Below are 22,270 nucleotides of genomic sequence, written 5' to 3'. Positions count from 1 at the left end.
GCCGGGCCGCCTCCAATTTTAATTCCAAGGAGTACCGTCGGTAAGCTTGTCCTTTTTTAGCCATGAAAAAATCCCCTTCGTTAGGCAAGATTAAGTCCATCTTAACAGATGTCTTTTTTCTCTTGTCTACTAAAAGGGGATAATACCATATTGCCGGCTCCCCACATCTTACCTTCATTCTTCTAGAACTTACGAATGCTTAGCAGCGAATTGCCGTTCTTCATAAACTCATAAGGCACTTTAACTTCCGCCACCCGAAAACCGTCTGCCTCTAGCTCATGAATCAGGCGCTCCAAATGAGCGTAGCGCTCCCCCGACAAATCGGTTAACGGAAAGATGCGCACCTCTTCCGAGGCAACACGCAGCAGCTCCCGAATCGTCTGGACATGAAAGTCATAATCCAATCGGTCACTGTACATAAACAGAAAATGGGCGGACAGCACCAGATGAAACTGATTGTTATCAAAAGGCAGCTCTGGCAGTACCGCGGCGACGTAGCGATCCGGAAACTCCCTCATATCCTGAACGCAATCACGGAGCGCTTGCTGGCGATGCTGACGAAGCCCCACCACATCTCCATAATAGTCCCAGACATAATTTCTCTTCGCCTGCTCCATCGTTTCCATCGCATGCCCGATATCCTGCAGCCCCTTGGCCTCCAGGTCATCCGGCTTGTGGTCATAGGCAATATCACTGGCCGTTATATCGAGACCACGCTTCGCACCGTGAGCGGTGAACGAACACGCACCGGAAGGGCAATCCAATACGCTTTTGCCGGCTAGGTCCGACATTTCCAAATCAAACATATGCGTGTACTCTTCAAACGTGCGGCCAATGAATACAACTCGGTCCAGTTCCTGCTTGGTCTTGCCTTGACTCTGCTCAGCTCTACTCATCTCTACTCACCTCAGCTATTTATTGCGGGAGCGGGTCCAATGGCTACTTCCCCACCTCCGCAAGGATATATTACCATAAGATGGAATGAGGGGATAAGGATTTTACGATCTCTACCTGTTCTTCTTTAGAAAGTCTACAACATCATTCAAGTCAGCTGTTTTCAAGGCAATTTTTTTGTGGTTCACCACTACAAAAAACGAAAATCTTCTAAGTCCTAAAGTTTCGGCCTAATCCGGGCTTGCTCATCCAGCTCATTCGCGGCATGGGCATCTTCATGGAAATAATGAATTCGTAATTCATCTTCCCCCTCCGCGAGCAGGTCCTCAGGCACAGCTATCTTGCTCAAACCAGAACAACCAATCACTATCACCAAGACGAACCAGGCTAGAACTCTCCTAAACTTCATAAACCCGTCACCCCCCTAATACAACCGTTCTATTTATACTATAATATAGATAACTAACTTTCTTCGGAGGGGATTTCCTTATGCTGCCTTATCCTGCTGCTACGACTAGAGAAGAGAAAATGAACATCATTCATCAAATCAAAGACCGACTGCTTCAGTTGCACGGCGATAACATTTTGGCCATTGGCTTGTACGGTTCGATTGCACAAGGGATTGATGGTCCTTACTCGGACATTGAACTTCAAGTTGTTACACAGGACGGAGTCTCCCTGCCCGGATATGAATTCATATACCCCCCTTTCAAAATCGAAATCGGAATGGAACAAAAGCAGGACATATTCAAGGATGCAGCGTCGGTGGACGACTCATGGGCGATTACAGCGGGCGCTTATGTCCATCTACAGGAAATCTACGATCCGGCGAACCTGCTTGCTGAGATTCGGAAGCTGCCCCTCCAGGTTTCAGACGAAGCCATCAAAGAAACGATGCGGGAATTCATGATCTGGGAACCCTACGAAACGATGGGCAAAATACGAAACAACGTCCAATCCGGTAACTTAGGCTACCTCCCGCTTGGAGCCAAGGACCTGACCTGGCAGACGGCCAAGCTGATTGGACTTGCCAACCGAACGTTTTACAATACAAGAGCCAAGACATTGGAGGAATCACTGTCCCTGAAATCCAGGCCTTCGGGATACGATGAGCTGGCACAATTGGTGATGCGGGGTCAGCTTCTCCAGATCGATCATGTGTATGAGCTTTGCGAACAGCTCTGGACCGGTCTGAACGCATGGTATGAAAAAATGAACATTGAATATAAATCAAAAGAGCTTCCATTCTGATGGAGGCTCTTGCTTTGTGTTATGCATGGAATGCTGATCATTCTCAATCTTATATTGACACATGTCATATTCTGGAACTACGCTGTGTAAGAGCCGCTTTCTTACATACGATGAAAGATCGCTTTACGAAACGCCTGAATGATCATAAAAAGGAAGTGAGTACTTATCATGCAAATTCAATTGAGTAGACCGCCGGATTACAGACCTCCTTATTGGCTGCCGCTTACAACCATCCTCACCGTCATACTCGTTATCTCCCTCATGCTGTGGTTCGAGAAGCCGCCAGAAGCCAGAAATATCGATGCGCCCGCAACCGAGTTCTCTGCCGAACGCGCGATGGCGCATGTCGAGCGCATCGCACAAGAACCCCATCCGATGGGTTCGCCTGCCAATGCGGAAGTCAGAGCTTACTTGGTGGAACAGATGAAGCAGCTCGGCTTGAACCCGGACGTTCAAGAATTTAATGGCCGACTGACAACCAAGTACATCGACGCCGACATTCAGCTTACGAACATTCTGGGTGTCATTAAGGGCACCGGATCGGGCAAACCGCTCCTGCTTATGTCCCATTATGACTCGGTCTCTACCGGACCCGGAGCCAATGATGCTTCGGTAAGCGTAGCTTCGTTGCTGGAGACGGCAAGAGCGATCCAAGCCGGACCTCCGCCGCAGAATGACATATGGATTCTGCTGACAGACGGGGAAGAGAAGGGCCTACTGGGGGCGGAAGTGTTCTTCCGTGACCCGCAGCACCTTGAGGTTGGCATGATTGCGAATTTTGAAGCCCGGGGATCGAAGGGTTCCTCCTTCATGTTTCAGACCAGCGACAGCAATAGTCGGATCATTGAAGAATACGCACAAGCCGTATCCAATCCTGTCAGCAACTCGCTCTTGGTGGACCTCTACAAACAACTGCCGAACGATACCGATTTGACGGTGGCGCTTGAGCATGGTCTCCCGGGACTAAACTTTGCCTATGGCGATGGGTGGGTCGCTTATCATACCCCGATGGACAACACGGAGAACGTCTCCCTTGAAACCATGCAGCATCACGGCGAGAATGCGCTGGCCGTGGCAAAGCATTTTGGCAATCTTGATTTGACTGACCTGGCTTCAACAGACAACCGTATTTATTTCAATCTATTTGGCCTGCTGGTTCATTACCCTGCAAAATGGGCGATCCCGATCACCGTGGTGTTCGCGGCGGTATGGATGGCTTTCGCAGTATTGTTTGCCCGTATCTCCAGACTCTCCCTCAAGGGAAGTTTGCTCGGCCTGCTAACCCCGATTGCGGCCATCGTGCTCTCGGCAGCGCTAAGCTTTGGCCTGTGGTCGCTGGTTGATACGTTGTGGGCCGGCAAAATGACGCAGCCCACAGGGGCAACCTATGATTCGCTTCTGTACAGTGTCAGCTTCATCCTGGTAACCTTCATCGTTCATGTTGCGCTCACCCGCTGGATCGTGCGGAAAGTGAATGAAATGGAGATGCTGCTGGGAGGCTCACTCCTGTTCCTGCTGCTGCTTGTCGGCTCAACCGGGTTCCTGCCGGGCGCAAGCTATTTATTTGCGATTCCGCTGCTGGTCCATTACGCGGCACTGACATGGGCGGCATTTACCCGGGACCCGATCGAATCCTTAAACCATCCGGCGGTCGTACTGGGAACGTCCCTGGTCCCTGTTCTGATGTTCACTTCGGTCTTTCATATTGTGTTCCTTATGCTGCCGCCAGGGATTCACCTGTTCAGCGTGGTGCTGATCGGGCTGATTCTTGCCCTAATGTCCCCTGCTGTGCGAATGCTCGCATCTGCCTGGAAATGGGTACTGCCAGCTGCCTTCATCGCCATCATCGTTCTGCTCGCCATCGGCTGGATCCAGGCCGAACCGGGACCGGATCGACCGGTTTATGAGAACTGGTAAGCATTACCTCGCCAGGTACCCTACCTGCTGCTTCAATGCTTGAGGGTGTGAGACCCGATAAACGCACCATGATCTCCATGCCAAACAAGCAAACGCGCGAACCGCGTTTGCTTGTTTTTTGACATTGGATCGATTCCGCCGCCGTTACTTCACGATATTTTGCCAATGCGGAGGTAGTTCATATGTCTTCAAATGTTTGTATTCCACCAGCTTGACCATACCGCCGGGAATCGTCGGAGCCACTTCAAACACAAGCCGATCCTTTCCAACCGAAATATGGGGACCAACCGTTGGATTGGCCTCAAGCGTAATGATGAAATGAAAACCGCGGAATCCATTCACCCTCTTCACTTCGGTCACATCCACAAAGTATGGATAAACCAGCGGCTGCTCCTTCAACGTGTGGATATAATGCCCGCGAACCGCCTCATCGATATGAGGAAGCAGAAATAGCATCAGCATATCCTGATATTGCAGCTGCGCACTATCCTTCTTCGGTGAAGAATAGGTCTCCTCGGCATAGGACGGCAGCGTTAAACCCATAACCATAACGACGGCAAGAATTAGGCTGATGAAGCGTTTGTTCATATTCTCCCTCGCCTCCTGCTCTAGCTCTTTATCTTTAGGCTACCCCAACCGATAGAATTGATGTAACACCCATGAAACGAACGTGATCCGCGATATAGATTAATCAGGGGACGTGCGATATGATAGGTGGAAGGAATGATATCGTATCGACTATGCCTTCCTTATCACATTCATCGTGCTTGTCCCATGGATACGGGGAGGATAACCATCAACATGAAAAAAAGGATTATGATCATGTCAGCAGCAATCATCTCATTTCTAGTTCTCATTATTGTCGGAGCAAGCTTCTACTTCTATAACGTCGCTATTGCCCGCGCCGACAAGGGCTTTCTGAACGGCAACCCGGAGCTGGAAGCCAATTCGAATATCGACAATCCCTTTGCGGACAGCAAGGATTGGTGGGCCCAGCAGAGCTTCGAGGAATGGAACCTTACTTCAGACGACGGTCTGAAGCTGCATGCTTACTATTTACCTGCCGAGGTATCGACGGATAAAACCGTCATCATTGCTCATGGCTACTCCGGGCATTCGGAGCAGATGAGCGGATTCGCCCAAATGTACCATAAGGACCTGGGTTACAACGTGCTTCTGCCCGATGCGCGAGGTCATGGACGAAGCGAAGGCGATTACATCGGCTTCGGCTGGCCGGAGCGCAAGGATTATCTGAAATGGATCGATCAAGTCATCGAGCATACGGGTGAAAGCTCGCAAGTTGTCCTTCATGGAGTATCCATGGGCGGTGCAACGGTCATGATGACCAGTGGCGAAGAGCTTCCTCCCCAGGTAAAAGCCATTGTTGAGGACTGCGGATATACCTCGGTCACGGATGAGCTGAAATATCAGCTGAAGCGCATGTATAAGCTGCCCTCCTTCCCACTGGTTCAATCCACGAGCCTGTTGACCAAGATCCGCGCCGGATACTCCTTCGGCGAAGCATCCGCACTCGAGCAGGTGAAGAAATCCAAAACACCAACGCTGTTCATTCACGGCGGCGGCGATTTGTTCGTACCTACCGAGATGGTGTATGAGCTGTACGAGAATGGTCCGGAGCAAAAGAAGCTGTTCATCGTTCCCGAAGCAGGCCACGGCATGGCGCGCCAGTTCGATCCCGAGGGATATGACCGCGAAGTGACGGAGTTTATTGGTGCGTATGTGCAATAAGAGGAAAAAAGAGCAGTCCATGTGGATTGCTCTTTTTTAGCGGAATTGTGTTAGGCGATAGTGTACAAGCAGTGCCGGAAATATCATTTACTTGGTAATTCTTGCTCTATTTCTAGAGATCTTGCTGCTCCAACGATGCAGCTCAAATATCCGGCGGATTAATGCGTGGAATGGTGTTCGATGCATCCTGGCTTGAGACCAGACTTTTATCCTCGAATCGTGTGGACAGAACGACAAGCGTCGATGAATGGCCAAACGTGTTGCACGTTTCAAGGAAGGTTTCCAAGCTTTCACTCGTTGCGGTGACGACCTTCAATAAATAATTGTACTCTCCGCTCGTCCTGTAGAAATCGACGATCTCCGGAGCCGACTCTGCGTATGCCTCGAACTCCCTGCAGTTATTCGATTTAAACAGTACGAACGCAGTGGTATACTTGCCGAGTTTCGATGGGGCAAGCACTGCACGATACCCCGTTATAACTCCCTGCTCCTCCAGCTTCCGAAGCCGTTCTGTCACGGCTGGCTGGGACATCACGATTAATCGGCTCATCTCGGAGATCGTAATTCGAGCATTTTCGTGAAGGATCGATAAGATTTTATTGTCTATGTGATCCATAATCCATGCACCTCATTTTTTAAAGTTAATGGCGTAAGCAACGTAATTATTAAGTTTTTTGACCCCAAACTCCTTTATAACTCCATTTCGATTGTAAAATAATTCAAATATAATTTCATTATAATCCGACAAGGGAGATGGAGAATATGACTACGAAATTACATGAGAGCACAATGATAAATGGGTTAAACTTTTTCACGACCATTGATGGAGTTAGAATTGCTTATCGAATGGATGGTCCAGCCGGTAAACCGGTACTGATGCTGGCGAACTCAATTGCAACCACAATACACATGTGGGACGGCCAAATAGCTGATCTTTCAGAGCATTTCCTCGTGCTTCGCTACGACTATCGGGGACATGGCGAATCGGATACACCTGAGGTTCCCTATTCGTTCGACCGACTGGGACGGGATGTCATCGAGCTGCTTGACTCGCTTCACATTGACCGCGTGCATTTCCTTGGGCTATCGTTAGGCGGTGCGGTCGCACAATGGCTTGCGATCCACGCTCCGGAGCGGATCGACCGGCTCGTCCTAAGCAATACGTCCTCCTATCTGGGACCGGCTGAGCAATGGCAAGGTTTAATCACATCTGTGCTGCAACCTGAGAACCTTCCCGAGTTCGCCGATACATTCATTAAGAACTGGTTTCCCTCACATATGGTGGAGTCAGAAAACGCGATCGTTGCTTCTTTTCGGGAGATGGTGCTGACGACTCGCCCACATGGAATCGCAGGAAGCTGGGCTGCTATCCGTGATATGGATATGCGCCGGACGGCTTCCCTGATCAGCAGCCCAACACTCGTCATTAGCGGGCAGTATGATACCGTGACGCTTCCGAGCCACGGTGAATTGATCGCTAAAACGGTGCCGAATTCCACGTTCGTCTTGTTCCCATCCGTACACTTAACGAATGTGGAATATCAATCCGAGTTCCTGAGTACTGTGCTGGAGTTTTTGCAGTCGAAATAATAAAGTGAATTACGAGGTGGGTATACGTGGATATCACAAAGAACCAAGTATGGGATCGTATATACTTGGTTCTTCTATCATTACTGGGGCGAAAGCAGTCCATGTGGACTGCTCTTTTTTAGCGAGGTGAGGGGTAACCTATAGCACCGTTCCCTTTCCTTCAGCTCTCGGGTTATATGTTCCCGCAATGCTTTACCGGCATATCGATAGGCCTCAATGGCTTCCTAGCGCTGAAGCCCCGGTCTTTTCCCCTCAGCCAGCATACCGTTAATTCTCTCGATTAATTCCGCCAGCTCGTTCATCGTCCGAAGCGTAAAATCGGCACCGCTACGGATAAACGTCTGTTCGGTTTTCAAAATCGCGGCTTCCCGGTCTGATTCTGACAGGGCATGGAACTCTTCTGCACTCAGGCCCATTTCCGAACTGCCGATGATAACGCCAACCGACCATACGCCTGCGTTCACGCCTTCTTTCACGTCCGAGACGGTATCCCCTACCTTAACGACTTTCCAGGATGCCGATAAACGGAGAGACTCCATATTCCGATAAATCATGTAAGGATAAGGCCTTCCTTGGGAATTCGTGTCATCCGGCGTGAAATAGACATCCGGGCTGTAGCCCTTTTGCCGGGCATTGGCGACCACGACCTCCATCATGCTGCTTGTATAGCCTGTCGTAGAACCGATCTTCAAGCCTTGACTCTTTAAAACTTCAACCGTTTCGATGACACCCGGGATCGGGTCCGTGTACTCGGATAAGGATGCCATCAAGGCCGGCTCGAATTCCGCGTACAGCCGCTCTACGTCCTGCTCATCGAAGGCTCTTCCGTACTTCGCTTCCCACAGCGCCGACACTCTCGGCATGGACAGCATGGCACGAATATGATCGATCTTCAGCATCCCCATCGGCGCTCTCGCCTCATCCATCGTCACTTCAATGCCCGCATTCTTAAAAATATCGACGAACACGTTCACCGGTGCAAAGCATCCAAAATCCACAGCCGTTCCGGCCCAGTCCAATATAACGCCTTCGATTCGGCTCATTGTGCCGTCACCCCCATATATTCTTCGATAATATGACATAACTGTTCGATATCCTGCTCATAGATTTCTCCGATATTCCCAATGCGGAAGGTATCCACGTCGGTCAGCTTGCCGGGATATATCACATAGCCTCTTTCTTTAATATAAGCGTAAAAATGCTCGAAGCTAAACCCTTCACTCGGGCATAAGAACGTGGTGATGATCGGGGATTGCTTGTCATCGGTAATGTAAGCCTGGATACCGATTTGCGCCAATCTCTCCCGCAGCAGGCGATTGTTATTCCGGTAACGGCTGAATCTCGCCGATACACCGCCTTCTTCGTTCAGCTCATCCAACGCTTTGGAGAAGGCGGCCACAACATGGGTCGGCGAAGTATATCGCCATTTTCCGTCCTGATCCATGCCTTTCCACTGATCATACAGATCGAGCGCCAAGCTGCGTGCAATCCCTTCGCAGGCTGCAAGCTTGTCCAGCTTGGCGATGACGAAGCCAAACCCCGGAACGCCCTGGATGCATTTATTCGCACTGCTGATCAGGTAGTCGATGCCAAGACCCTGAACATCGATTTCCATTCCGCCAAAACTGCTCATCGCATCGATTACGAGGGTTTTGCCGTATTCTCTGGACAACAACGAAACCATCTCCAACGGATTCAGAATCCCGGTTGTCGTCTCGCAATGTACCATCGCGATATGCGTAATACGCGCATCCTTGTGCAGTATGGCTCGCAGTTCATCCTCGCTTGGATGTTCGTCGTAATTCACTCTGTACTCCACATAATTCAGTCCGATATACTCCGCCATTTTCACGATCCGCTCACCATAAGCGCCGTTCGTTACGATCAGCACTTTATCATCTTTAGAGATGGTTGACGTCATGACGGCTTCGACGGCAAAGGTGCCGCTTCCCTGCATCAACACGGCGGTGTACCGCTCTTGATCCGCCCCGGCAAGTGCCAGGAGCTGTGATCTGATTTTTTGCGTAATCGATTTATACTCATCATCCCAGGTACAGCGGTCAAAGAGCATCTCCTCTTTCACCGTCTTGGTTGTCGTCAAAGGTCCTGGGGTCAAAAGCTTGTAGGTATTCATTTCACATCGCTCCTATGCTGGCTTATTCTTTGGATCCGTTGAAGAATTGCTGGTGCTCTTCTAGCAGCTCTACGGTCAGCGGCTTCTCAAAGGTCATCGAGTATGCAGGTTTGTTGACTTCATCCACGGTCTCCCCTTCGTACAGGGCCACCGGATAGTTCACGATCAGGTCTTTTCTGGCATCCTTCACAATGGTCTCTGCCATTTTCATCGCTAAATCCGTCGTGGCATTCTTCTTGTCCACCACCGCAACCGACTCGGTGAGCGAGAAGTTTCCTTCGACCGGATCCACGTAATCAATCGGTGCACCGTCAGCTTTGGCCGCTACCGCCTGATGGCGGAGTCCGAAGCCCGCAGCCACTTCTCCAGCCTGTACTTTTTTGATCGGACCCGAGCCCGAGCTCTCCAGATGCGGTCCCACATTGGCAATCAGATCATGGAGCACTTGGCGTCCCGCATTTTCGCCGTATTGGTTAATAATCGCCTGAACCAGCAGCCAACCGGTGGAGGAATCCATAATGTTCGGAATCGATACGAGTCCGCTGAATTCGGGTTTGGTCAGGTCCGTGATGGAGGTCGGTATCGGCAAACCTTTGTCTTTCAGCACCTGCGTATTCACGAAGATGGCGCCGGTATTCGCCAGAATCGGTGTGTAATATTTCGGATAAGTTCCGACAGCGCCTGCGTCAAAAGCCAAATCCTTAAACATGGAATGCTTGGTCTGTGAGCTTTCGATAAAGTACGAGCTCATCGTGACGAGATCCGCCTCAATTTTGTTCCCCTCAGCCATCAGTTTCCCGCCAAGTTCGGATGTACCCATGGATTGCACGAGATACTGCCCTTCGTAACCGGCATTCTTCAACGATGTTTCCATAGCGGCGACGGCCTCTTCATCCCCGTTGGTGTAGATGACCACCTTCTTTGCTTCCCCCGCGCTTCCGCTTCCGCAAGCAGCCAAAGCAAACACCATACTGATTGCGATCAATGACAGCAGCATTCCCTTAAGCGTCTTCATCATGATTAACTCCACTCCTTGAATTTGTATTGGTATTAAAAAAACAGGTTCAGTGCTTGATGTCCGCTGCGATACCGTATCGTACCTCCGATCGCTGTTGTCTTCAGATTTCTCTGATTAGAATGAATCCACTGTAGAAACCCGCAGACAAAGGCGAACGCATACGCTTCTCCAATACGATTCGTCCTCTCCGCTCGGTGTTCGAGTATGTTTTTTGCCAGCCGCAGATCCGGCATCGCAGCGGACATGAACGTAATGGCGGCTTTAGCGCTGCGCCGTTCTCCTCTGCCATGCGTCGCAAACCAGCTTGATGATCAGATTCGTGAAGAAGATCAGCATCGACAGCACGAAAATCTCATTAAACTTGGCGAAATGCTGCAGCTCTTTGATTTTGCTGGCTACAAGCGACGTCTGGGCAGATACAAGAAAGATAATGCCGCTGATCGTCACCATAGCGTTGATGAAATAGTAGCTGAACATCTCAATGACGGTTGAAGCCGAGTTTGGCAGAATCACCCGATAAACGGTCTTGAACCAGCTGTCCCCCAGCAGTTCTCCCGTGGTTTCCCATGAGGGATTCATCTTGGACAAGGAGTTCTTGGCCATCAGATACGGCGTCGTAAAGAAATGAACGATATTGCACAGAACGATAATGATGAAGGTTCCCTTCAGGCTGCTTCCATTAAAGAAGAGCAGGTAGGATATCCCCAGCACCATGCCGGGCACTGTATTCGTGATCATCGATACCATATCCACCGTGGATCGGGCTTTTAACGGCGTACGCACATTCAGCAGCGCTGATCCGTAGGCCATCAAGGTGCCAAACAAAGCCGTCAGCAAGCCCACCCAGAGCGAATTGCGGTATACCCCCGTCAAATCACCCGATTGTAAGACGTCCCGTACATGCTTAAGCGTAAACGTCAGGTCATAGGGGTAGCTGCTCAGCCATGGCGCAATGAACATCACGACAAAAACCGATAGCATGCCAAGCACGATGACCGATGACATTATGCCGAAGGCGATATCCCGAATGCGCTGCCGCGGCAGCTCGATATCCGACAGCTTGTCATAGTGGAAATTCCACTTTTCCAGGTAGTTCAACAGCCAGATGCCGAACACAGCGGGGATCAGCATGATCACCGCAATGACAGCGCCTTGGTTGAAGTCCGGAATGGAGCCCAGCATCACCTGATACAGCTGCGTTGCCACGACCGGATAGGTACCGCCAACCGAAGCCGGAATGCCAAAATCCGTAAAGCTTAGGATAAAAGAAAGCACAAAGGCTCCGCCAAGCGCTCCGGCGAGGGGGCGCAAAATCGTATTCAGGAAACTCCTCATCGTACCGTCACCCATTAACTTGGAGACGATGATGAACTTTTTATCAATATACTTAAACGCGTTATGGATCAGCAGGAATACTGGTGGCAGCGTGTAAATGACGTAGCCTATGAGCAGTCCGTTCCATCCGTAGATTTCAAACAAATTACGCCCGGCAAGCCGGGTGATCAATCCCTGATTACCGAACGAATACATAATGGCGAACCCATATGTAATGGTCGGGAGCAGCATGGGGATGATGATGACCGTTTTCAGCAGGCCTTTAACAGGCCGGTATATTTTGGTGCAATGAATGGAATACGCGAGTATAAACCCCAGGACGGTTGTGATCACCGCCGTGATGCCCGATATCTTCAAACTGTTACCAATCGCTGTGATGAATTCCCGATTCGACCCTATGGATACATAATGCCCGAGGGTAAACCCCTGATCGGATTCGAAGGAACGGATGAGCAGGATGAGCAGCGGCAAGAACAGAAACACGGCGAACAATAACAGGATGACGGTAAAGATAATCCGCATTTCCGGTTTCACGTTATGCATACTGCTCACCGAACAGGTTGTAGATGTTCTGCCTTTTGATGTGCAACTGCTTGATAATAAACTGCTTCACAAAATCATTGCTCGGATGATGGACAATCTCCTGGGGTGTGCCGAATTGGGCAATCTGTCCCTGATGGATAATCAGGATTTTGTCCGAAAGCGTCAGCGCCTCCTCCGGGTCATGCGTCACAATGATCGTGGTCAGTTTGAATTCTCTGGCAATCGATTGAATCCGCTGCTTGATCGACTCCTTGATCACGCCGTCCAGCGCGCTGAGCGGCTCATCGAGCAGCAGAATCTTCGGTTTCGTAACCAGCGTTCTGGCCAGGGCCACTCTCTGCTTCTGCCCCCCCGACAATTCGCCGATCCGCTTGTTTAAGTGAGGCTGAAGCTCCAGAAACTCGATATATTCCTGTACCTCCTGCTGACTCACGCTCCCCTTCTTGTTGCGCAGGCCGTATACGATATTGTCGTAGGCATTCAGATTGGGGAATAAGGCATAGTCCTGAAAAACGATATTAAACCCCCGCTTTCTCATCGGCACGTTGCTCAGATTTTGATCTTGGAACACGATTTTTCCCTGATCCATCCGGGTGAGTCCCAAAATAATATTCAGTAATGTGGTCTTTCCGCTGCCGCTCGGACCGAGCAGTGACACGATCTCGCCCGAACCGATTTCTACGTTGATGTCATCCAAAACCACTTTATCGTCGAATTGTTTGCTAATATGCTCTAGCTTCAGCAAACGGCTCACCTCCCTTAAACACATCCTCAGTATAGAAACCATATGTAAACAAGAATCATGAGAACTGTTAAATGTAAGTAAATTATGCATATATCATTCATAAATTAAGACCAACTATTGACCATATTCATCCACGTTAGTTGCCTAACTTACGAATAATATAGGTATTTCTATTGAACATGGCCGAGCGAATCGGTAAACTAGACATGAATGCAGGCACCAACTACTAATGCGGATTGAATGGGTGAGCGAATGTTTCCACTGGAGAGGCAAAAGAAAATACTTGAGCTGCTTACGATTCGAAAAGTGCTGAAGATCACGGAGCTAACGGAAGAGCTGAACGTCTCGGTGGATACGCTGCGCCGGGATTTGAACACCTTGACCAAGCAGGGGCGGATCGAGAAAATATATGGCGGGGTTAAGCTCGTCGAGTCCCGGTTCGGCGAATCCTCCATGGACGAGCGCATGGTCAGCCAGTTGGAAGAGAAGGACCGGATTGCCCGCAAATGCGGCGAATTCGTCCATGACGGCGATTGCATCTATATCGACAGCGGCTCGACTACGTATCAGATGGCCAAATACGTGAAGCATAAGAAGAAGCTGACGGTGGTTACGAATTCGCTACCGGTTGCGATTGAGCTGATGGACAGCGATGTGGAACTGATTATGATCGGCGGCAAAATCCGGCGGGAGGAACAATCCGTCGTCGCGTATGAATACATTTTCAACTTTCATGAGCTGAATGTGTTGAAGGCGTTTATCTGCTGCAGCGGCATTACCATCGAAAAAGGCATTTCCGACTACAATCTGGAAGAAGCCATTACGCGCAAAAAAATGATCGAGCTGTCCAAAGAGGTGGTTGTCATGGCGGACAGCACCAAGTTCGGCAAAGACGTCACCATTTCCATCGCATCGCTCGACAAGATTGATACGATCGTGACCGATGCGAACGTCCATGCAAGCTTCATCCCAAAATTCAAAAAAACCAATACAACGCTAGTCATTGCGGATGAATAGAATAGAGCACGCCAAAAAACGGACATTACCGATCGCCGAACGTCAGCGAGTATTGGAATGTCCGTTTTTTAGTTCACACTGGCGAAGACCGATGCCAGCTTATATGTACCGAGCCTTTTCCAGTATCCTGCATCCATACGGGTTATCTTCTTCCCCCCATGCATCACCATCTCTTTATTATGTGCATGACGCCCCCCTTTTGTAAGCGGTTGTACATTAGAAGGGAAGTCCATATAATGATTAATGAATGGGAAACAGGATATTTTTGTTATTTTCTGCGACACCATGCAGGTAGAGGAGGAAACTGATTATGAACGTTGGATCAGCACGCGCTGCGGCAACGGACTGGGTCTTGCAGCATGCCAGCAGGGAGCCTGGATACATGGGTGCCTATTTTAGCGGCTCCACAGTCGGAAAGCCGGATGAGGCGGAGATGGACCCGTCCTCGGATATTGACATCGTTATCGTTACCCAGGATGCGGAGCCCCCTCTTAAGCTGGGAAAATTTATCTACCAGGACGCTTTGATCGAAGCCACCTATCTGTCCTGGCGAGACCTCGCCTCGCCCGAGCAGGTATTAACGTCCTATCATCTTGCCGGCAGCTTTCGTGTAGACACCCTGATGTCCGATCCGACTGGGCAGCTGCGCAAGCTGCAGACGGAGGTTTCACGTCGTTTTTCCGACCGGATATGGGTTACCCGCCGCTGTGAGAACGTGCGCGAACGAATCATAACCGGACTCCGATCCATAGATCCTTCTGGCCCTTGGCATCGCCAGGTTACCTCCTGGCTGTTCCCTACCGGCGTAACTACCCATATGCTCCTGGTCGCCGCTCTTCGAAACCCTACGGTCAGGCTCCGCTATGCAGCGGTTCGCGATGTGCTCAAGGAGTATAACCAAGAGGAGGTATATGAGGAGCTGTTACGACTTTTGGGCTGTAAAGACATGAGAGCCGAACAAGCCATGATTCATCTCAATGGATTGGCCCGAACCTTCGATGCCGCGTCTGCGATTGCGAAGACCCCTTTCTTCTTCAGCAGTGACATTACGCCGGATGCAAGAGCCATTGCCATTGACGGCAGCCGCGAGCTGATCCTAAACGGAAGCCATAGGGAAGCCGTCTTCTGGATGGTGGCTACCTTCGCTCGCTGCCACAACATATTGGAGGTCGACGGGACTCCTGAGTTTCAGGAGCAGTATATCCCTGCTTTTGATGCGATCCTTGCGGATCTCGGCATAACCTCCACCGATGACCTGCTGCAGCGGGCAGACGAGGTTCTCCATTTCCTGCCGAAACTTTGGAGCGTCACGGAAAGCATCTTGGATGCCAATCCGAATGTAACAGGCGAGCGGGAATCGACCTCATAACTCTTCTAAATTTCATATAACAAAAACCACGCCAGGATTGATCCGTGCGTGGTTTTTGTTATATCCCATCGTGCGTATGACACCCTGTGCGTACGATAAGTGCACGGGAGGGATGCTTCACATGGCTGTCAACCAACATGCTTGGATGACCGTCCTACATGCTTGACGCACGCATGGCCGTCGTATGACCTATTAGCGGCCTTCCTCCTGCAAAGGCAGATAAAATCGGTGCTCCTCTTGATCTTTGACAAAGCCAACCGACTGATAGAGTAACAACGCCGTTTCATTGGCTGCCTTCACTTCAAGTTTTACTGAGGTGGATCCCTGAGCCTGAAGATAGGACATGGCACGGTAGAGCAGATGTTTGGCGATTCCCCGTTGTCTCCACGGCTCTCTCACAAACACATCTTCAATCACGCCGACGTTCCCCTCTTCCAGCCATGCCATGGTACTGCCTATAATCATGTCCCCTTCCAGGACATTCATCGCAGTCCAGCCGGGATGCTCTTTATATTCCCGTAAGCGTTCAAGCCCCAGCGGCGCTTCCGGCCAAACCTCGGCCTCGAGCTTTAGATACATCTCTTCCTCTTCCGCAGACACCATCTTCCACAGTCGATAGCGATAGCGATCATCTAACGGCAAGGCTTGTAAAGGCTCCTCAAGTGACCGCTTCATGGTATACAGCTTCTCCAGCGGCTGAAATCCGATTTCCTCAGTAAAAAAAGCATTATTGGCGATCTCATGAACATAATTGCCCACGCACAAATACGTCCCGTACATCTTCGGCAGCGTCCTCTTTAACACAAGGGCATGTTCATAGAGCATCTTATACATTTCACCTAGAAGATCATAATCCCGCTCCCGCTGAGGTACAGCCTTGAGATTCACATAAATGTGATGCTTGCAATTAGGCGCACATCCCGGCGGGATCACGTTAATAATGCCCACCTGTCCCTTGGCCACCATCTTCCCGTCTTCAATAGCACAGAACACATTGCCCCAATTCTCCTGGTCACCTACCCACCAAAACAACGCATCCGCTGCGGATACTGCCTGATACAGCTCCCCCAGCAGAGGCATATCGCCCTGCCTAAAATTCCGAATGATTCTTTCACCCAAATGAATGTCACCAGCCTTTGCGTTCATTGTAAGACGACCCTGAATGATAAAAATAGATAAAAAACAACTATAAACGAACAAATCGCTTAACCATGCACCGTTTTCCTTATTATGGGTTTACAACGTTTTAATTACGCAATATAATAATTACGTAATAACATAACAATGATAAAGCGAGGTTGATGATTCCCCATGACACGTGATCTGGTTTATGAGATGGATGTCTTAAAGAATCAAATGACGGAACTGCAGCAGCTTGTCTATCAAGCCCTTATGGAACGCAAACCTGGTTCCGCATCAAACCAACACCGCCAAGAAATCTCGCCAACACCTACGATATATAAAGCAGCCTCCGAGGACGGCTCCGTCTTCTACTCCGGACAAGTGCACCTGAATGGACAAAACATCCGCTGGGAGCCGCAGGAACGGCGAATGGATCAATTGCTGGACATGAACACCGAGAAGGCCGCCAAAATCCTCGCAGCACTGGGCAACAAGCAGCGCCTGGATATTTTAAAGGCCGTCATGGCAGAGCCCCTATCCGGCACCGAGCTGGTAGAACGTTTGAATATGGGAACGACGGGTCAGCTGTATCACCATCTCAAGGCGCTGCTCGGCGCGGATCTCCTTGTACAGGAGCAAGGCGGAAAGTACGCTCTTCCTAAGCATCGGAGCCTGCCGTTCCTACTGCTGCTCTCTGCTGCTGGCGATCTGCTCGATACAAGCGATTACCTGGAGATGACCGAAACCCGCAACAATGCAGGGATGTATTTTGGGACTTCGCACGGCTTCGATATTCATCAGCTGCTCTGGGCCGTCGTGGAAAATTCCATATTGGAGCACACGAGTGGGTATGGCGATCAGATTGGCATTTACCTGCATGAGGATGGCAGCGTGACGGTTACCGATAACGGGAGAGGCATTCCCGTGCAGGCCCTTCCGAATTCCAACATCCCAGTCGTACAATCGGTACTAACCGATGTCCACCGATTGAACACCAGCGCACACTTTCTGGCCCCCGGCGCGGAGAAGGGCATCAGCATCGCAGTAGTCAATGCTCTCTCCAAGCATCTGACCGTGGAAATTCGCCGTGACGGTAGCATATACCGGCAGGAGTACAGGCACGGCATTCCGCAGACCGGGCTTCTGATTGTCGGCATGACTCAAGAGACGGGCACCAGCGTGACATTCAAGCCTGAGCCCGAATTATTCAGCTCTGCCTTTGATATTAACCGCATCATCGAGCGTAAGAGCGCAATTGCCGCGGATTATCCTGGAATCACCCTGACGATCCGCAATACGGCTGAATAAGGGGAGCTGGAGAATAGGTAGTTCGAAGCCTTTGCACCATGCTTTTTACAGCAGCGTTTTTTACAGCAGCGATACGCGCAGATGCCGCATCGAGGGTACTGCTCCCTATGCAAACCGTGGCTGAACCAACGGTCCTGGAACGAATACCGGTCCGGATGTAGAGACGCTATGTGTGGTCCGGGGCATGCTTGAATGGCTGTCGACCGAGCGCATGTCTGGTGCTATACTGAGCTTGAACGAACGCTAATCGAGGTGAGATAGAATGTTGGAACGTTCTATGGAGAATGTAATGGAATCTGAACAGGAAAGGGGATGGTGCGTTTAATTTAAAAAATGAAACGAGGACGATAAACATGAACATACAGAGTACGGTAATGAGCGAAGGATTTGCATTGAATGTTTCCATTCGTGGAAATGGCAGGCCCATTTTGGTGGTGGGAAGCAGTATTTACTACCCCCGCTTGTTTTCGGAACAACTCTACACTTCATTTCAACTGATTTTCCTGGACCATCGAGGCTTTGTTAAGCCCCCTCGGACACTGGAGCCGGAAGAATACACACTGGATAAGGTTCTGGATGATATCGAAGCGGCAAGACAAACGCTGGAACTGGAGGATTTTATTATATTGGGGCATTCGGGGCACGCCTTCATGGCGCTGGAGTATGCCAAAAAATACCCGGAACACGTCCGGAAGGTAGTCCTGCTGAACACCGCCCCGACCAACAGCCCGGAGCGGCAGCAGCAGAGCTTTGCTTTTTTCAATGAGACGGCGTGTCCTGAGCGGAAACGGCAGTTTGAAGCGGATATCGCCCTGCTGGAGGGTGATATCCAGAGGGAGCCTGAACGGCGGTTTGCTCATATGTGCATCCGAATGGGAGCGCACAGCTTCTATGATTATGCCTATGACGCGGCCTGGATGTGGGAAGGCGTCTTCACCAACATGCCCGTCATCGATCATTTATGGGGAGAAGCCTTCGCGCGGCTCAATCTGATCGATTCGCTGAAAGAGGTTGCCAAGCCCGTCCTCATTGGTCTTGGACGGTACGACTATTTCGTTAGCCCCGTATCGCTTTGGGATGCGATTAACGGCTCGCAAGCTAACGTGAAGAAGGTCATTTTTGAAAAAAGCGGCCATAATCCGATGTTTGAAGAGCCCGATCTGTTTAACGCCCTATTGACGGATTGGATTCATGAAACGGACAACTAACCCGTGAAGATACAACGTATGCGTTACTGTAATGAAGAGGAGCCTTCAGCTCTGGGGGCTCCTCTTACATCTATTTGCACGTTTCAGTCGGTAAACTCTTGAAACTCTCGCTTCATACAGCTTCGACTGCAGTGTGCGGATGGGTGCTCTTTTCGCTGAGAACCGCGCCTTTTTGAGTCCAGACGGACATGGGAGGCGCTATTGGCTGATATCTTGGGCTGTTTTTGTGTTCATGCGGGCATAATATCCGCTATTTGCGGATATTCGATCGTTTTTGATCATGCGGACACAGGATCCATAATTCACTGATATTGAGCGCTGTTTTTGAGAACATGCGGACACAGGATCCGTTATTTGCTGATATTGAGCTATTTTGAGTTCAAGAAACGGACACTGGATCCGTTAATGTAACACATTCACGGAAAAATCCCGGAATATTTTGCGAATAGCGGATCTCATGTCCTCAAACCACTACGAAATGGCCAAAAACATAGAAATAGCGGAACGGCTGTCCTTTAAAACACAAACCAGCCCCATCAAAAAACCTAGATGCATTGAGTCCTTGAGACGTCGCCCCTCGATGCCTTACTTCGACTCTCGTTACCTTGATACCTTAATTTCCTAATTCTCGATTCTCGCTCTCGGTGCCTTGATACTTTGATTCCTCAATCCTCAACTCTCGATACATTAATTACTCAATTCCTCGATTCTCGGTTACCGATACATTAATTACTTAATTACTTAATTACTGAATCCTCGGTTACCGATCCCTCGATCCTCAATCCTCAGCTCTCGATACCTTAATTACTTGATTCCTCAATTTTCAATTCCCGATTCTCCATCCTTAATTACTTAATCCTCACTCCCGGTATCTTGATACCTTACCTCGATCCTATCCTTAACTCTTCATACCTTGATACCCAGATTCCTTGTCTCCAGATCCCTAGATCCCTTGATGCAGCTCCTATTTTACCTCGCAGGGTATCGTACGATTTGCATCATAACGACAATAGCTTCTCGCGCCCTCTCAACTCCATCGACTCGCCTTTTGGGGTTTGAGAAACGAAGAGCCCTATCATTAGTGGGACAGCTCCCCCAGCCTGCGCGTCTCCTCCTCAATACGGCTGGTATCGATCCGCTCGAACAATAGCTCTACGTCATGAATCGGCCTGCCCGCCGGAACCTGGCACCACTTCCACACAGGCGGCTCCAGCGAGAGAAAGTCCCGTATCCTATCGCAAGAGAACGGAATGAACGGCTGCAGTAGATTCGCCAAATTGGCTATGATCTGAACACAAATGAACAGCGTTGTCCCGCACGCTTCATGATCCTCCTTGACCTGAATCCACGGCTTCCGTTCATCAAAATATTTGTTTGCCAGGCGCACGGTGCTAAAAATCAGTTCCAACGCTTCCTTCAGTCGCCCACCCTCAATAAGCGCCCCGGCCTCGCGATACAGTGCCTCAACTCTATTCTGCCACTCTTCGGATATGCAGCCCTCAGGCACTTTCCCCTCAAACGATTTGTTCACAAACACCAAAGTACGGTTGACGAAATTCCCAAATGCTCCAAGCAGTTCGCCATTGTGACTGTGAATGAACTCCCTCCAGGAGAAGTCGGTATCCCGCTTCTCGGGTCCGTTCGCAATGAGGAAGTAACGAATGGAGTCCGGCTGGTAACGGCTTAGCACATCCGGCACCCATATCGCCCAATTCCGACTGGTCGAGAACTTCCTCCCTTCCAGCGTCATATACTCGCAAGATATGATTCGGTCCGGCGAATGCAGATCATCGGCACCCTTCAGCAGCGCTGGCCAGATCAGCGTATGAAACGGGATATTATCCTTCCCATGAACATAATAAGCCGTAATCTCATCCCTCCCCTTGAGCCAAAAGGATTCCCAATCGCCGCCCGTCTCTGCGGCCCACTGCTTGCTGGCGGATAAATAGCCGCTTACCGCTTCGATCCAAACGTAGATTTTCTTATCCTCAAATCCCGGAACAGGCACATCTACGCCCCACGTCAGATCCCTTGTAGCCGCCCGATCCTGAAGGCCCTCCTCCAGATATCTGCGGGTCAGTTGCACCGCATTGTCCCGCCAGCCTTGAGCGTTATTCAGGTCATTGGTCAGCTCCCCCTGAAAATGCGACAGCGATACGTAAAAATGCTCGGTAGGACGCTCCTCCGGAGGGTTTCCGCAAATTTTGCAGGTCCTGTTCGTCAGGTCGGACGGATCAAGTATCGTGGAGCAGGCGTCGCACTGATCGCCACGGGCCCTGCTGCCGCATACGGGGCAGTCTCCTTCCACATAGCGGTCCGGCAGAAACCGTCGATCGGTTTCGCAATACGTTTGCAGCACGATTTTACGATACAGATGTCCGTTGTCCAGCAGCTTCAGAAACAACTCCTGCACCACCGCGTGATGAAACGCCTGATCGGTTCGCGTGTACAAATCGTAGGAGAAACCCAGCCGTTCGAAGCAATCCACAAACTCCCTATGGTACCGATCCGCAATATCCCCGGGAGCCACACCCTCCTGAATGGCTTGAACCGCCACAGGCGTTCCATGACAATCACTACCGGATACGTACAGGACTTGAACGCCTTTCGCGCGGAAATAACGTGCCAATACGTCGCCGGGCAAGAGGCTTGCAAGTCTCCCCAAGTGTAAGGACCCGTTAGCGTAAGGCCAGGCACCGCCGATAAAAATGTTCGCCATGTCAATCTTCCTCCTTTTTTTAGACAACAAAAAAAGCCCTCATCCCAAAAGGGACGAGAGCTTGCCGCTCACGTGGTACCACCCAATTTCATTCATGCCTTGCGGCATTCACCTCTTCGGGTACGACGCCATATATCGCGTGTATACCCTAGCACGTTAACGGGTGCGGGATCCGGCACAGCCTACAACCCTTACAGGGTTTCGGTGCACAGCTCAGAGACCATATTCCCCTGGTTCATTCCTTACCCCTTTTCACCGGCCGGGGCTCTCTGTTCAAAGACGTCGCCAAGGCACTCTTTCTCTTCATTGCTTTTGTTTAACGGTATTCAAGTTACTGGAAATCATACCCGA

General features: G+C 50.3%; 19 protein-coding genes. 8 read left to right on the top strand and 11 right to left on the bottom strand.

Features of this window, described 5'->3' with window-relative positions; all coding sequences use genetic code 11:
• Positions 1-182: 182 nt before the first annotated feature.
• Together ACPV3A_RS17555 and ACPV3A_RS17550 are read right to left on the bottom strand one after the other, a co-directional pair.
• Complete coding sequence (locus tag ACPV3A_RS17555; RefSeq protein ID WP_426200475.1) at positions 183-896, bottom strand: SAM-dependent methyltransferase; 714 nt, start codon at positions 894-896, stop codon at positions 183-185.
• A 215-nt stretch (positions 897-1,111) separates the two neighbouring features.
• Positions 1,112-1,303 carry a hypothetical protein gene (locus ACPV3A_RS17550; protein ID WP_426200474.1) on the bottom strand — a complete coding sequence of 64 codons (192 nt, stop codon included), beginning with the start codon at positions 1,301-1,303 and terminating at the stop codon, positions 1,112-1,114.
• Between the two features lie 80 nt (positions 1,304-1,383).
• Between ACPV3A_RS17550 and ACPV3A_RS17545 the strand changes: the two genes are divergently transcribed.
• Both ACPV3A_RS17545 and ACPV3A_RS17540 read left to right on the top strand, forming a co-directional pair.
• A complete protein-coding gene (locus ACPV3A_RS17545) occupies positions 1,384-2,145 on the top strand; it encodes a kanamycin nucleotidyltransferase C-terminal domain-containing protein (RefSeq protein WP_339220987.1) in 762 nt (253 codons plus the stop codon).
• A 168-nt stretch (positions 2,146-2,313) separates the two neighbouring features.
• Positions 2,314-4,062 (top strand): M28 family peptidase, encoded by a 1,749-nt coding sequence (locus ACPV3A_RS17540; RefSeq protein WP_426200473.1) that lies wholly within the window; start codon positions 2,314-2,316, stop codon positions 4,060-4,062.
• A 144-nt stretch (positions 4,063-4,206) separates the two neighbouring features.
• Here the strand turns inward: ACPV3A_RS17540 and ACPV3A_RS17535 are convergent, their stop codons facing one another.
• Complete coding sequence (locus tag ACPV3A_RS17535) at positions 4,207-4,650, bottom strand: DUF3888 domain-containing protein (protein WP_339220984.1); 444 nt, start codon at positions 4,648-4,650, stop codon at positions 4,207-4,209.
• Between the two features lie 213 nt (positions 4,651-4,863).
• Between ACPV3A_RS17535 and ACPV3A_RS17530 the strand changes: the two genes are divergently transcribed.
• Entirely contained in the window at positions 4,864-5,811 is a 948-nt protein-coding gene (locus ACPV3A_RS17530; RefSeq protein ID WP_426200472.1) for an alpha/beta hydrolase, read from the top strand.
• 142 nt (positions 5,812-5,953) lie between these two features.
• On the opposite strand, the gene ACPV3A_RS17525 is transcribed toward ACPV3A_RS17530, so the two are convergent.
• The gene (locus ACPV3A_RS17525) at positions 5,954-6,427 is read right to left on the bottom strand and encodes an Lrp/AsnC family transcriptional regulator (RefSeq protein WP_426200471.1); all 474 of its coding nucleotides are present in this window, start codon (positions 6,425-6,427) and stop codon (positions 5,954-5,956) included.
• Between the two features lie 146 nt (positions 6,428-6,573).
• Here ACPV3A_RS17525 and ACPV3A_RS17520 point away from each other — a divergent pair, with 146 nt between their 5' ends.
• A complete protein-coding gene (locus tag ACPV3A_RS17520; RefSeq protein WP_426200470.1) occupies positions 6,574-7,401 on the top strand; it encodes an alpha/beta fold hydrolase in 828 nt (275 codons plus the stop codon).
• 224 nt (positions 7,402-7,625) lie between these two features.
• Here ACPV3A_RS17520 and phnX read toward each other — a convergent pair whose 3' ends face one another.
• The 5 genes from phnX to ACPV3A_RS17495 form a co-directional block, all read right to left on the bottom strand.
• Positions 7,626-8,444 (bottom strand): phosphonoacetaldehyde hydrolase, encoded by an 819-nt coding sequence (gene phnX / locus ACPV3A_RS17515; RefSeq protein WP_426200469.1) that lies wholly within the window; start codon positions 8,442-8,444, stop codon positions 7,626-7,628.
• On the bottom strand, positions 8,441-9,535 hold the full coding sequence (phnW, locus tag ACPV3A_RS17510; RefSeq protein WP_426200468.1) for a 2-aminoethylphosphonate--pyruvate transaminase: 1,095 nt from the start codon (positions 9,533-9,535) through the stop codon (positions 8,441-8,443). The genes phnX and phnW overlap by 4 nt, the downstream gene beginning before the upstream one ends.
• A 22-nt stretch (positions 9,536-9,557) precedes the next feature.
• Positions 9,558-10,553 carry an extracellular solute-binding protein gene (locus ACPV3A_RS17505; protein WP_426200467.1) on the bottom strand — a complete coding sequence of 332 codons (996 nt, stop codon included), beginning with the start codon at positions 10,551-10,553 and terminating at the stop codon, positions 9,558-9,560.
• A gap of 261 nt (positions 10,554-10,814) precedes the next feature.
• Positions 10,815-12,431 carry an ABC transporter permease subunit gene (locus ACPV3A_RS17500; RefSeq protein ID WP_426200466.1) on the bottom strand — a complete coding sequence of 539 codons (1,617 nt, stop codon included), beginning with the start codon at positions 12,429-12,431 and terminating at the stop codon, positions 10,815-10,817.
• Positions 12,424-13,176, bottom strand: a complete 753-nt coding sequence (locus tag ACPV3A_RS17495) for an ABC transporter ATP-binding protein (protein ID WP_426200465.1) — start codon at positions 13,174-13,176, stop codon at positions 12,424-12,426. Before ACPV3A_RS17495 ends, ACPV3A_RS17500 begins: the two co-directional genes overlap by 8 nt.
• 252 nt (positions 13,177-13,428) lie before the next feature.
• On the opposite strand from ACPV3A_RS17495, the gene ACPV3A_RS17490 reads away from it, so the two are divergent.
• Positions 13,429-14,193, top strand: a complete 765-nt coding sequence (locus tag ACPV3A_RS17490; protein ID WP_426200476.1) for a DeoR/GlpR family DNA-binding transcription regulator — start codon at positions 13,429-13,431, stop codon at positions 14,191-14,193.
• 310 nt (positions 14,194-14,503) lie between these two features.
• Positions 14,504-15,562 carry a hypothetical protein gene (locus ACPV3A_RS17485; protein WP_339295297.1) on the top strand — a complete coding sequence of 353 codons (1,059 nt, stop codon included), beginning with the start codon at positions 14,504-14,506 and terminating at the stop codon, positions 15,560-15,562.
• A 192-nt stretch (positions 15,563-15,754) separates the two neighbouring features.
• Here the strand turns inward: ACPV3A_RS17485 and ACPV3A_RS17480 are convergent, their stop codons facing one another.
• Entirely contained in the window at positions 15,755-16,708 is a 954-nt protein-coding gene (locus ACPV3A_RS17480) for a GNAT family N-acetyltransferase (RefSeq protein WP_339295296.1), read from the bottom strand.
• Positions 16,709-16,873: 165 nt separating this feature from the next.
• On the opposite strand from ACPV3A_RS17480, the gene ACPV3A_RS17475 reads away from it, so the two are divergent.
• Both ACPV3A_RS17475 and ACPV3A_RS17470 read left to right on the top strand, forming a co-directional pair.
• Complete coding sequence (locus tag ACPV3A_RS17475; protein ID WP_194540430.1) at positions 16,874-17,992, top strand: ATP-binding protein; 1,119 nt, start codon at positions 16,874-16,876, stop codon at positions 17,990-17,992.
• A 353-nt stretch (positions 17,993-18,345) separates the two neighbouring features.
• The gene (locus ACPV3A_RS17470; RefSeq protein ID WP_426200464.1) at positions 18,346-19,200 is read left to right on the top strand and encodes an alpha/beta fold hydrolase; all 855 of its coding nucleotides are present in this window, start codon (positions 18,346-18,348) and stop codon (positions 19,198-19,200) included.
• Between the two features lie 1,078 nt (positions 19,201-20,278).
• On the opposite strand, the gene metG is transcribed toward ACPV3A_RS17470, so the two are convergent.
• Positions 20,279-21,919, bottom strand: a complete 1,641-nt coding sequence (gene metG, locus ACPV3A_RS17465) for a methionine--tRNA ligase (RefSeq protein ID WP_426200463.1) — start codon at positions 21,917-21,919, stop codon at positions 20,279-20,281.
• Positions 21,920-22,270 lie beyond the last annotated feature (351 nt).

Origin of the sequence: Paenibacillus sp. Dod16, assembly GCF_049893405.1 — a bacterium.
Lineage (GTDB): Bacteria > Bacillota > Bacilli > Paenibacillales > Paenibacillaceae > Paenibacillus_AQ.
The sequence above is the reverse complement of the archived record's forward strand: the minus strand, read 5'-3'. Positions and strand labels throughout refer to the sequence as shown.